Source organism: Romboutsia sp. LXY-2, from assembly GCF_056171995.1.
In genome coordinates this window covers 35,552-47,656 of sequence record NZ_JBKFGI010000003.1, presented here as the reverse complement: position 1 = coordinate 47,656, position 12,105 = coordinate 35,552, and the positions used below count along the sequence as shown (strand labels likewise).

General features: G+C 28.4%; 13 protein-coding genes. 5 read left to right on the top strand and 8 right to left on the bottom strand.

Annotated features, from left to right (window positions below; all coding sequences use genetic code 11):
• The 6 genes from ACI48P_RS05890 to ACI48P_RS05865 form a co-directional block, all read right to left on the bottom strand.
• On the bottom strand, positions 1–1,962 hold the full coding sequence (locus ACI48P_RS05890) for an AAA family ATPase (RefSeq protein WP_475214484.1): 1,962 nt from the start codon (positions 1,960–1,962) through the stop codon (positions 1–3).
• A 76-nt stretch (positions 1,963–2,038) separates the two neighbouring features.
• On the bottom strand, positions 2,039–2,242 hold the full coding sequence (locus ACI48P_RS05885) for a hypothetical protein (RefSeq protein WP_475214482.1): 204 nt from the start codon (positions 2,240–2,242) through the stop codon (positions 2,039–2,041).
• Between the two features lie 143 nt (positions 2,243–2,385).
• Positions 2,386–2,562, bottom strand: a complete 177-nt coding sequence (locus tag ACI48P_RS05880) for a helix-turn-helix domain-containing protein (RefSeq protein ID WP_475214480.1) — start codon at positions 2,560–2,562, stop codon at positions 2,386–2,388.
• Positions 2,540–2,866, bottom strand: coding sequence for a hypothetical protein (locus ACI48P_RS05875; RefSeq protein WP_475214478.1), 327 nt, complete (start codon positions 2,864–2,866; stop codon positions 2,540–2,542). The genes ACI48P_RS05880 and ACI48P_RS05875 overlap by 23 nt, the downstream gene beginning before the upstream one ends.
• Before the next feature lie 11 nt (positions 2,867–2,877).
• Positions 2,878–3,759, bottom strand: coding sequence for an ORF6N domain-containing protein (locus ACI48P_RS05870; protein WP_475214477.1), 882 nt, complete (start codon positions 3,757–3,759; stop codon positions 2,878–2,880).
• 70 nt (positions 3,760–3,829) lie between these two features.
• On the bottom strand, positions 3,830–4,033 hold the full coding sequence (locus tag ACI48P_RS05865; protein ID WP_475214475.1) for a helix-turn-helix transcriptional regulator: 204 nt from the start codon (positions 4,031–4,033) through the stop codon (positions 3,830–3,832).
• A 164-nt stretch (positions 4,034–4,197) separates the two neighbouring features.
• Here ACI48P_RS05865 and ACI48P_RS05860 point away from each other — a divergent pair, with 164 nt between their 5' ends.
• Entirely contained in the window at positions 4,198–4,878 is a 681-nt protein-coding gene (locus ACI48P_RS05860) for a helix-turn-helix domain-containing protein (RefSeq protein ID WP_475214473.1), read from the top strand.
• A 21-nt stretch (positions 4,879–4,899) separates the two neighbouring features.
• Entirely contained in the window at positions 4,900–6,030 is a 1,131-nt protein-coding gene (locus ACI48P_RS05855; RefSeq protein ID WP_475214471.1) for a tyrosine-type recombinase/integrase, read from the top strand.
• 243 nt (positions 6,031–6,273) lie between these two features.
• Here ACI48P_RS05855 and ACI48P_RS05850 read toward each other — a convergent pair whose 3' ends face one another.
• Positions 6,274–8,244, bottom strand: a complete 1,971-nt coding sequence (locus tag ACI48P_RS05850) for a GTP-binding protein (RefSeq protein ID WP_475214469.1) — start codon at positions 8,242–8,244, stop codon at positions 6,274–6,276.
• 144 nt (positions 8,245–8,388) lie between these two features.
• Between ACI48P_RS05850 and gltS the strand changes: the two genes are divergently transcribed.
• Positions 8,389–9,606, top strand: coding sequence for a sodium/glutamate symporter (gltS, locus tag ACI48P_RS05845; protein ID WP_475214467.1), 1,218 nt, complete (start codon positions 8,389–8,391; stop codon positions 9,604–9,606).
• 125 nt (positions 9,607–9,731) lie between these two features.
• On the top strand, positions 9,732–10,037 hold the full coding sequence (locus ACI48P_RS05840) for a DUF1540 domain-containing protein (RefSeq protein ID WP_475214465.1): 306 nt from the start codon (positions 9,732–9,734) through the stop codon (positions 10,035–10,037).
• Positions 10,038–10,084: 47 nt separating this feature from the next.
• Here the strand turns inward: ACI48P_RS05840 and ACI48P_RS05835 are convergent, their stop codons facing one another.
• Positions 10,085–11,353 carry a cation:proton antiporter gene (locus ACI48P_RS05835; RefSeq protein ID WP_475214463.1) on the bottom strand — a complete coding sequence of 423 codons (1,269 nt, stop codon included), beginning with the start codon at positions 11,351–11,353 and terminating at the stop codon, positions 10,085–10,087.
• A gap of 512 nt (positions 11,354–11,865) precedes the next feature.
• On the opposite strand from ACI48P_RS05835, the gene ACI48P_RS05830 reads away from it, so the two are divergent.
• Positions 11,866–12,081 (top strand): small acid-soluble spore protein, encoded by a 216-nt coding sequence (locus ACI48P_RS05830; protein ID WP_475214461.1) that lies wholly within the window; start codon positions 11,866–11,868, stop codon positions 12,079–12,081.
• The last annotated feature ends 24 nt before the right edge of the window (positions 12,082–12,105 follow it).

The window sequence follows — 12,105 nt, the reverse complement described above, 5'->3', positions numbered from 1 at the left end:
TTACATCACTCCTTCTAATACTGTATTTTCTATTTTTAACGGATTATCTTTTGTTACTACTAAATTTATCACTTGGCTATCAATTTCAAGCAGTTCATTCACCGATTCCCTATTATCTATAAAAATTGGAGCTTGAACTTCGAAATATTTACTTAGTGTATTTATAATATCAAGTCCTGCATTTATTTGACCTGCAGTATTTGCACTAGAGAATGGAACACCATTAATTAATACTTCACACATTTCTTCTATTCCGCCATTGACTTGCTCTTTAAATAATTTGAATGTTACATTTTTAAACTTACTATTTATATTACTTTCAAGAAGATTTACTCTAGTTTTTATAAACTCTTCACATAACATCACTATTTTTTCTTGGTGCGCTATCTCAATTCCAAGGTCCTTTTCTTCTTTTAGAAGTTCCTCTTTTCTCTTTTCTAATTCTTTATTGAACTCTTTTTTAGCTAATATCTTATTTAATTCATTTATTTCATTAGTAATTAGCTTTTTATCATTTCTTAAGCTCTCAACATTACATTCGTTACTTGACTCTAGCTTTTGCTCCATAACTTCTATTTGAGATTGTAACTTATCAATATTTTCTCTATCTATAACAGAGTAAACTGTTTCAACTTTAAAATTATCAATTTGATTTTTAATACCTTCAATCTCTTCTTGTTTTATATCTATCTTTGGTCCAAATTCTAAGATTTTAGTATCAATATCTTTTAGATCTTGTTGTATTTTTTCTACTTCTTGTTTTTTGCCAACGCCTTTATTTTGTATATCCTTTAATTTATTAGCTTTATCCTGATTAAAATTTTCAACTAACTCATGTTTCTTAGATTCTATGTCATCATTATCGAATGCTCGTTTACATGTCGGGCACTCTGTATCAATGCTATCTAAGTTAATTTCTGTAGATTTAATTGTATTAAACTGGTCCCTTAGAGCAGTCATTTCTTTTTCTAAATTTGTAATATCACTTTCTTTTAAACTTTTGTCATTTTCTAACCTTTGCTTATTCATTTCTAGTATTTTCAAATCATTTTCTAAGTTTCTTAACTTATCAATTAATTCGAATTTCTTAGAACTCCCTACACTTGTAGCCTTTTGATTTATCTCTTGTATTTTAGATTTATTTTCAAATATTTTATTTTTAACTTCTAATAATTCTTCATTAGATTTACTTATATCAAGTAATCTATTTTCTATTTCATCAAATGACTTTCTCTTATTTTCTAGTTCACTCTCTACAGTTGTAAAATCAATATCTAATACACTTCTATTACATTCATTTATACGAGTAGGTATTTCTTTCTTCTTATCTGAAAGTTTCTTAATACTAGCCTTTCTTGATTTTAAAAGTATTTCTACATCATCTTTTTCTAAATCAACTCTTATAAGTTCTAGTTCTTTATTGCAATCTATAACTTGTCCAGTAGTAACATCGCCTGCAACTTCTAGTATTATTTTTCTAGCTTCTTTCCAGTTCAGGGCATCACTAAAGTAGTATGGATTAGTTAATAGCTTAAATTGTTCTTCTTCTGCTATTTCAGATATTTTTTTCTTGTACTCACTTTGCTTTACAGGAACATCATCAATTTCATATGTTGTTACATTTCCGGTGAATGTTTTCTCTGCTTCACCACGTTTCTTGCTCCACTTTTCTTCAAGCATTTTAGATAATTTTATCTGTTGGCCATTTATTTCTAATACAGCAACCACAGTTGGATTAAGTCCTCTAATGATCTGATTGTTTACGTCTAGTGGTTTAACTTCAAAGCTACTTCTATTTTTACTATCCTTATCAAACATAAGCCATGTAAATGCATCAAATATCGAAGTCTTACCTAGTGCATTTTGACCTTTAATATTCGTTACTCTATCAAAATCTATAGACAGTTCTTGTATTCCCTTAAAATTTGATATTTCTATTCTCTTTAAAAATATTGATTTCATCTGTATCCTCCTGTATAATCTTTCGTATAATTTATTTTGTTTTACTATTGATTAGGAGCCTGGCAGGGCTCTTTTTCTATCCATTGTGAGATAACTCTATATTTCCGTCTAACTTTTTAAGTTTTATTTCTGTTTCTACTTGTTCTAAAAATAACTTTGCTGTAACTCCAACAGCTTGAAAGTATGACTTGCTACTATCTGATTCCATTTGATTTTCCATATGTTCAGCCATTTTAATTTGACCTTGTGCAATCAATTTTAAAGTTTCTAAGCTTTTCATTTGCTAACCCTCCTTTATTTTGTAAAGCCTTTTAACTTGCCGTCTCTTACTACAAAAGCTAATCCTATTTCTTTGTATAGCTTGTCAGCTTCTTCTGCTGTTATAGATTTGATATCATTTAAGCTCATTTATGTTTCTCCTCCTTAACATTTATCTAACCAATCTAAGAATGGTTTAGATGGAATTTTGTAGTGCCTACCTATCTTAATAACTTTGAACATATTACCTTTTGTATTAGCTTGTCTTATTAAGTTGTAAGCCGTTTTATCACATATTCCTAATATTTCTGCTACGTCCTTAGCTGTCAGTACTTTTTTCAATAGCGTCATCTCCTTTATCAACTACAAATATTTCATTTAGAAAAATTTCTGCGTATTCTGCAAAATAATCTTCTGGAAATTCTTTCATTGGATAAGTTTTTTTCTTTATATTCCAAAATGATTTAGTTACTAATTTTAAAATAGATTCTTTAGATTTTTCTTTGCTTTCTTTAGAAAGCTCAATACCTTCTTTTTTAGCAAGGTCAAGATTTATTTCATATGTAGCTAATGCAAGACCTTGAACCATAGCTATTTCATTTTCTGTAAACTTCATCCTTCCAGCCATTTTTCCTATTGTTTTCATCGTGTTCACTCCTATATTCCGTATTTAATCGCCATATCTTTTACTATGCCTACATAGCCCTCTATAAGCTTTTTGTCATCAGCTATAACATCTAAATTATTTAACTTATCTCGTTTACTTTTAGATACTCCTTCTTCTGCCATTCGTCTACGCTTATTTGTAAGTCTCGTCTCAATATTTACTCCAAATCTCTTATTTAAAAGTTCATAACTTTCATTTCTAAAATCTTTTATTAATCCTAAATCTCCTTGTTTTCTTGCTATTTTAGCTATAAGCGTTTGAGTTTCGCTCCTCCAACTTGTAGTATCTAAACTTACTACATCTTTTATTGATTGGGCTTCCTCTTTAGCTTCTTTTGCTACTTTATTAGCTATCAATGCATTGTTATTCGCTTGATTAATTTGTTCTCTCATGTCTTTTATGCTTCTAGCCTGCATAATAATTAAATCTTCTACACATTGAGGCTTTTCTTCTTTAATCTGTTTTCTCATTGCAAAATATTCTCTTCTAAATTGTTTTCTAAGTTCCTTAGCTCTCTCAGTTTTCATAAATCCAATTAGTGCTATGTAACCTTGCTCTGAAAGTAGATATATATTTGAACTTCTATTTATCGCATTTTGACTCATTAATCCGTGGTCTTTAGCAACGACCTCGAAATCTTCGTTTCCTTTTAAATCTAAGATATCAATTCCTTCTTCAAATTCATCAATATTGTTATTTATTAATTCATTTACTTTCTTAAGCTCTACTTCATGTATTTCTGCTATTGTTTTAGCAAGTACAACTTTTTCTCCTTCTCCAAATCCACCTTCTATAACTGGTATTTCTTTTCCTAAAAACTTCTGTGTTCCTACTATTTCTATTTCTGTTTGTGCTATTGCCACACTTGACATTTTTTCCACTCCTTTTATGTATTTTTGTTTTATGTTTGGTTAAACTAAATTCGTCATACTGACGAAAAGACTATAAAAAAATTTCATCCATCGTCAGCTTAGGATTATACCCTTTTAAAAGTTTGGTTATTTCTCTGATTTCGCTTATATTAAACTCTGTTATACCATTTTCTTTAAAAGAATAAGTATTTAGTCCTATATTAAGAATTTTAGCTACATCAGATTGGTTTAATCCAAACATTTTTCTGTAGCCTACTAATTTATTTTGTCTCATTTCATCAACTCCTTTGTCGTAATGACGATTTATAAGTTAAGTATATTCGTCGTAATGAATAATGTCAATAGTATTTTTACATTTTTTTAGAAAAAATATTCATATTGACGAATTTAATTTTCAAATCGACGAAAAAAACATATAATTATAATGGAGGTGTTTTTGTGGATAACTTTGGAAAAACGTTGAAAATGCTACGTAACAACCGTAATATTTCTGCTATTAAGTTTAGCGAAGATTTAAATATACATCGAGGATCTTTATCTAACTGGGAAACTGGAAGAAGAACTCCAGATAGCGAAATGTTGTTAAAAATAGCTAATTATTTTAATGTAAGCGTGGATTATTTATTAGGAAATGATAATAAACAAACTGATGATACTGACATAATGAATTTAAAAGGGGATAATATTAGATTCATAAAAAAAGTTCACGAAAATGAAATGGTAAAGGTTCCAGTATTAGGGACTATAAAAGCTGGTCTACCTATGTTCTGTGAATCAAACATTATAGACTACGAGTACGTACATCAGGAGGAATTAATGATAGGGGAAGAAACATTTTATTTAGAAGTAAAAGGTGATAGCATGATTAATGCTAGAATACATGAGGGAGACAGAGTTAGAATAAGAAAACAAAACTTTGTAGAAAATAACGGTGACATCTATGCAGTAAATGTAAACGGAGATGAAGCCACACTTAAAAGGGTATATGTAGAAAATGAAGGTATCAGATTGATATCTGAGAATCCTGCATATCCTAGTATGTTTTATCCAGCGAAAGATATAGAAAGCGGATATGTGAACATAGTAGGGAAAGCTGTAGAAATAAAAATCAGTCTATAACATCAGTGAGGTGTTGACATAATGAATAATTACAATATAAAAAGCTCTTTTGTAAGAAAACGCGGTAATAATTATAATGTAATAATTGAATACTTAGATGATGAAGGAAAAGTAAAACAAAAAAGCTTAGGCAAATATGATAATAAAAAAGATGCAGAAAGACATCTGATTGATTTAAAGAGTTTAATTAATAATAATAAGTTTATTATTAATCAAGACATTACTTTTGTAGATAGATATCTAAAGTATCTTAATGACGAAAGCAAAAATTTTTCTCCTTTAACAAAAAAGAAGTCACGAGAAAATTTTAAAGTAAGCATAGAGCCATTTTTCAAGGATATTCTATTAAAAGATATTACTCCTTATCTATTACAGACTTATATAAATAAGATGTATTTAGATTATGCTAAGAGTACTGCAAAGATGAAGGTGAATTTAGTTAAGGCTGTCATCAATGAAGCTTATAGATTGAAAGAAATACCAGAAAATCCTTGTTTTTTTGTTAAGATACCGAATGTTAAAAAAACTAGTACAACGATAGAGCCTTTTTCGAAAGAAGAAGCTAAGTTAGTTATTGAGAATTTAGAAGGTAAGTTTTTCGAGGTTCCTATTCTATTGATGTTAACAATGGGTTTAAGAGCTGAAGAAGTTTGCGGCTTAAAATGGACAGATATAGACTTCGAGAATAAGTCTATCAGTGTTAATCAAGTGCTAATAAAAGTCGATGGCGTTTTTTATTTCAAAGAACCTAAAACAGAAGCTTCGGTTAGAACAATTTCAGCTCCAAAAGAACTAATGGAGAAGTTAGGTACTCTTAAAAAAGAGCATGATATTTATAATAATTTAAATGTATTCGAAGATGAATTTAAAGATTTAGTTTGTTTTAACTCTAGATTAGAGCCATATAGCACTAGATCTCTGTGGGAGAATTTTATTACATTTTTGAAAAAGTATAATATAAGAAGAATAAGGCTTCACGATTTAAGGCATACACATGCTACTTTGCTAGTGCTTGCAGGGGTTGACTTTAAAACTATATCTCACAGATTAGGGCATGGAGATATAAAAATCACTTTAAATAGATACTCTCATGTTTTAGAGGAAATGGATAAAAAGGCCTCGGAAAATATATCCAAAGCCTTATTTATATAAAATTTATTGTCAGTTTACTGTCAGCTTCAACTGTCAATTACACAATTGTCAGTTGAATGACAGTCAAATTAATTCATTTTAAAATTGTTTAAATAATCTACATTCTAGTTATACTCTAATTTATTCAATTACGTTCTATAGCATTCTATAGACTTAATAATATCATTAGGGTTATACGAACTATATTTCTAAGTAGTATATTATTTTTTTTATATATTGTCAATAAGTTTTACATTAAATAAATTATTGACAATGCATATGGTCTTTTACTTCATTTCCTTTCACTGAATACCCCTTCCCTTTAGCACAGAAAATAGAAATGGACGTATACCCGGAGTCTGCATCTTTATTATAAGTTGAGTTTTTAAGAACTTCTTCTTGATTATGGCAAATGTCATAACCATCAAATATACAATTAATACTTCCCCATCCCTTTGTAAATGATATTAAATCCATACTATAATCCATAAAAGTGGCAACAGGTCCTCTACCACTAATAATTACTTTATCTTCTATAATTTCAGGATTATTAAATTCTCCCTTCATTTTTTGTATATCGCTTAGTATTCTTCCCATATAATCAATTTCTGCATCTATTTTAAATTTGTAGTAAGGCTCTAATAATATATTTTTAGTATTTTCAAGTCCTTGTCTAAGTGCTCTGTATGTTGCTTCTCTAAAATCTCCTCCGCTAGTGTGCTTATTATGTGCTCTACCTGTTATCAAAGTAATTTTTAAATCAGTAACCTCGTATCCACCTAAAATTCCCCTATGAGGTTTTTCAAAAATATGAGTTTTTACTAAGTTTTGATGTCCAATACTTAAATCATCAACATGTGCTTTACTTTTAAATTCAATGTTTTTATTTCTTAAAGCTGGCTCTATTAAAAGATGTACTTCAGCATAATGACCAAGAGGTTCAAAGTGTCCATATCCCATAACTTTTTCTTCTATCGTTTCTTTATACAGAATTTCACATGGTCCAAATTCCACGTCAATATTGAATCTATCTTTTACAATATCTTTTAGGATTTCTAATTGAATCTTACCCATTATATGAATGTGTATTTCACCAATATTTTCATCCCATTCAACATTTAAGGCAGGCTCTTCACTATCTAAGATTTTAAAACACTTAAGAATTTCTTTACTATTTATTGAAGTATCGTAAATAACCTTAGACTTTAATGTAGGTACTAGTTCATAACGTTCTCTTAAATAATTATCCATGCTGCCATTATTATTAAAAATATAATACCCTGGTAGTGCATTAGTAATTCCACTTAAACCAAATAATTGACCTGCACTAACCTCATTTTCACTTAAATACTTATTACCATTATAATTTCTTATTTGATTTATTTTTTCTACTATTATTTCATCATTATTTTTATAAATTAACTCATCTCTTGTTTTTAAGCTCCCTTGAACTGCTTTTACGTAAGTTATCCTATTTCCACTTTCATCATGTTTCACTTTATAAACTTTCCCAATAAAGCTTTTATCAGAGTCATAATTTGTGTATGTTAGTATATCCACGCTATATAAAAATTCTTCTATCCCAATATCCTTTAAGGCTGAGCCATAAAAACATGGATATATCTTGTTATTATTAATCATTTCTTTCAATGAGGAGATCCATATTTCTTTATCATAAGAATTATCTAAATATTTTTCAAATAAATTGTCATCTCTTTCAGCTACAAATTCTATAATATTATCATTTAATTCATTTCTTATATCATCACTATCTATTAAAAGTGCATCACTAGATAAATTATCTTTAATACCTTTTAAAGTTCTTTCTATATTTGATCCTTCTCTGTCAACTTTATTTATAAATATAAAAGTAGGAATCTTATTTTCCTTAAGTAATCTAAAAGCAGTCTCGGTATGTGCTTGTACTCCTTCTACACCACTAATTAATAATATTGCATAATCCATAATCTTGATTGCTCTTTCCATTTCTGGAGAAAAATCTATATGCCCTGGTGTGTCTATTAAATAGTAATTACTATTGTTATATGTAAAATATCCTTGTTCAGAAAATATCGTTATACCTCTTTTTCTTTCTATATCATGATTGTCTAAAAAGGTATCTTTATGGTCTACCCTTCCCCTGTTTCTAATAGCTTTGCCATGATATAAAATTTGTTCTGAGAATGTTGTTTTTCCACTATCAACATGTGCTAATATTCCTATTGTCTTATTCATTTTTCACCTCTATATATTTCAATTAATAAAATTATTATATCAGAAACTTTCTATTTCTTCATTTTGAGTAATAGAAATATATAATATTTTAAGCCAAGCTTTAATATATATTTATTATTAATATTTTACAAAGGAGGAATTTGTTTGTTTATAATAAACCTTGATTTAATGGCTACTTTAATATTGTCTATAATATTATATTTATTAGGTAATTTCTTAAAAAACAATATCAAAATTTTTACTAGATTTTGTATTCCTGCTCCAGTAATTGGAGGACTTTTATTTTGCTTCTTAAGTTTACTTCTAAGAACGACAAATCTTTGTAATATTACAATGGATACAAGAATGATGCCATATTTTTTATCATTTTTCTTTACAATTATTGGTTTAGGCGTAAGTACATCTTTAATAAGAAAAGGTGGTAAATTATTATTCTTATATTGGGGCCTTTGTGGAATTCTGACTTTTTTTCAAAATGGACTATCTATTTTACTTTCTAGATTTGTAAATATTGATCCATTACTTAGCATTATGTGTGGTACTGTCTCTATGGTAGGTGGACATGGATATTCTGCCGCATTTGGTGCCACGTTAGAGGGTCTAGGTGTTAATAATGCTACTAGTGTAGGCATTGCTGCTGCAACTTTCGGACTAATCCTTGGTGGATTATTAGGTGGTCCAGTAGCCAAATTTTTAATAGAAAAATATAATTTAAAACCTGCAGTATCACTTAATAGAAATAAAATAAAAACTATTAATAAACCTTTAAACTCTATTTCTAGTTCTTATGGTAGTTTGACTCCTTACTCATTTTTCGAACATATCTTAGTAATACTCTTATGTATGACTTTAGGTAAGCTTTTTGCTAACCTGATTTTTAATATTTCTGGCTTAGTTTTACCTACCATTGTTGGTTGTATGTTTGTGTCGGTTATCTTTAGAAATACTAATGACAATTTAAGATTATTACCATTGGATTTTAAATTATTGGATTTTTTAAGTGAACTATCACTTGGAATGTTTTTAACAATAGCACTTATGAGTATAGACCTTTACAAACTTTCTAGCTTATTTGGTCCAATAATTATCATAGTAATTTGCCAGGTTTTATTTATTATTTTATATGGTATATTTATTTGTTTCAGGCTTTTAGGAAAAAACTATGATGCCGCAATAATTGTTAGCGGTATGATAGGTCATGGACTTGGGGCTACTCCAAATGCTCTTGCTAATATGACTACTGTCACTGAAAAATATGGTCATTCAGAAAAAGCGTTTTTAGTTGTTCCTTTAGTTGGAGCGTTTTTACTAGATGTATTTACTATGCCTAGCATTTTATTATTTATTAATCTTTTAAGTTAATAAATTTGATATTATTTATTATCTTATTTAAAGTCAAAATTACAATTAGTATTTTTACTTGATGATGACTAATTTATTATAAAAGATAGCATAATAATAATATAATTTAATTTAGGAGGGAAATTATGCAAAGTAATTTAAATTGTCTTGCAAATAACTGTGCTTTTAATAAATCTGGTAATTGTTATGCTGCTCATATTAAAGTTGAAGGATTTGAAGCTTCTATAACTCCAGAAACATACTGTGATACTTTTAGAAATAGCTCTGCTTTTAGCATTTCAAACTATTCTGGTGAAACATGCATAACAAATACACAAGATATATCATGTAGCGCGAAAAATTGTACATATAATATTCACGGAGCATGTAATGCTACTCATGTTGATATAAATTTTGAAAATGCAAGTTGTGAAACTTTCAAAGCTTTATAGACAATAAAAAACGTAGATGTATTATACATCTACGTTTTTTCATTTATCTATGCAGCTACTTCTGCATTCTTAGCTTTGTCATCTTCTATTTCTAAAACATTTAACTTTTTAGCTACTAGTTTTGTTGTACTAGCTTGTACTATTAATGTTATTAATATCGTCATAAATACTACTGAAGATATTATTTCATATCCTGGTAATTTCATTGAAACTATTATACCTGATAGTGCTGCAGGTATAACACCTGTTTCTCTTACCCACATCATAAATAATCTATCTTTGAAAGACCACTTAGCTTCTTTATCAAACATTGTACAAACTAAAACTACTAATGGTCTTGCTATAAACATTAATACTAATACAACTAATAATGATGGCATCCAGTATTTACCTAGTGATACTAAATCAACTTGAGTACCTAATACTACGAATATTGCCATACGACATAATGATCCTATACTTTCTCTAAAGTAATGCTCTGAGTGGAAATCTGTTTCTGGTATCCATAGTCCAAATAACTTTCTATTTCCAGCTATAAGACCTGCTATGAAAACTGCCATATATCCACTTCCGTGTAAACGTACTGCTATTTCGTAAGCTAATGCTACTTTTAATATAGACATTATTGGTGCATAAGAGTGGAATATACCGATTTTCTTATCTGATATAAGTAATGAGAATACATATCCTACAGCTACCCCTACTCCTATTCCTACTACTGTTGCTATTACTAATTCTTCTATACTTTTGCTTAATGCAAATTCTCCTGAAGTTATTATTGCTAATATTGTACTAACTAATATTGCTCCCACAGCATCATTAAATGCTGATTCACTAACTACTGTTTGCTTTATTTTATCTTTAATAGTTACTTGTTTAAATACTGGTATAAGTGCAGCTGGGTCTGTAGATGCTACTACTGAACCTAAAAGTAATGCTGTTAATATTGGTAAACCAAATATCTTACTTGCGAATATTCCTACAACTGCTGCAGAAATAATTACTCCTACTGTTGACAACATTCCTACACTTATTTTAACCTTATTTAAAATCTTAAGGTTAATTTCTCTACCACCTTCATATAATATAAAGGCTGAACCAAAAGTAAGTATAAGGTTGTTTTCTATTGGAAAAGAATCTATACTTATTAAATTTAATAGGGATGGTCCGATTATAATTCCTGCTATTAGATATAATATTACATCTGGTACTTTAATAATTTCACTTAGTCTTCCTAGGACTATACCCGTTATCGCTATTGCTGCAAATATTAATAATAAATTATTTGTTGCAATTGCTTCTACTGTGTTTTCCATAATTTAAGTCACCTCTTCCTTAGTTGCCTACTTTGAAAATATTTCTATATCTTTTCGACTATTGAGATTATATTCCTATTTATTACGTAAGTCAATCAATTAAATTAGATTTCTAATCTTTTAAAGAAGATATCAATTTCCGCTTTAGAAAACTATGTTAAAAATATAAATTAGTTCCCTAGAAATAACATTTAAAAGTATAACTTTCCATACGCTGCTTTTTAATATAGACTGCTTATAAAATAATTTTAAGATTTTTGCAAGCTCTAGTAATAACCATATATTAAACAAATTTGCAGACAATAATCTTCATAGCTGTCAGTGCGATATAGAGTATCTTCTTAAATTATGTGAACTAGTAAAGTCCCATATTGCTTTTAATCAATATTTTAATATTATAAAAAAAAATATTGATTAACTATTTTGTTTATTTCCCTTTCATAACATTTATTGGTATTAAAAAAACAATCATTGACAAGAATAATAATAAAATCAGTTCTACGGAGGGAAATATGAATTTTACAATAGAAAACAATATAATGAACAATAAATCAATTGAATCTAATGCTAAAAAAGCACTTGCTCAATATAAAGTAGAAATAGGTAGTGAATTAAATAACTTTTCTAGTGATGAGTTTTCTACCCCTTATGTAGGAGGCTTAGCAACAAGAAAATTAGTTGAAATGGGAGAAAAAGAATTATTAAAACAGTATAATAACAAAAAATAATATTATTTAGTCTCCTTTAATAAT

Coding starts and splice junctions, on each gene's coding strand:
- ACI48P_RS05890 (WP_475214484.1), bottom strand. CDS start 1,962: ATGAAATCAATATTTTTAAAGAGAATAGAAATATCAAATTTTAAGGGA.
- ACI48P_RS05885 (WP_475214482.1), bottom strand. CDS start 2,242: ATGAAAAGCTTAGAAACTTTAAAATTGATTGCACAAGGTCAAATTAAA.
- ACI48P_RS05875 (WP_475214478.1), bottom strand. CDS start 2,866: ATGAAAACAATAGGAAAAATGGCTGGAAGGATGAAGTTTACAGAAAAT.
- ACI48P_RS05870 (WP_475214477.1), bottom strand. CDS start 3,759: ATGTCAAGTGTGGCAATAGCACAAACAGAAATAGAAATAGTAGGAACA.
- ACI48P_RS05865 (WP_475214475.1), bottom strand. CDS start 4,033: ATGAGACAAAATAAATTAGTAGGCTACAGAAAAATGTTTGGATTAAAC.
- ACI48P_RS05855 (WP_475214471.1), top strand. CDS start 4,900: ATGAATAATTACAATATAAAAAGCTCTTTTGTAAGAAAACGCGGTAAT.
- ACI48P_RS05850 (WP_475214469.1), bottom strand. CDS start 8,244: ATGAATAAGACAATAGGAATATTAGCACATGTTGATAGTGGAAAAACA.
- ACI48P_RS05840 (WP_475214465.1), top strand. CDS start 9,732: ATGCAAAGTAATTTAAATTGTCTTGCAAATAACTGTGCTTTTAATAAA.
- ACI48P_RS05835 (WP_475214463.1), bottom strand. CDS start 11,353: ATGGAAAACACAGTAGAAGCAATTGCAACAAATAATTTATTATTAATA.
- ACI48P_RS05830 (WP_475214461.1), top strand. CDS start 11,866: ATGAATTTTACAATAGAAAACAATATAATGAACAATAAATCAATTGAA.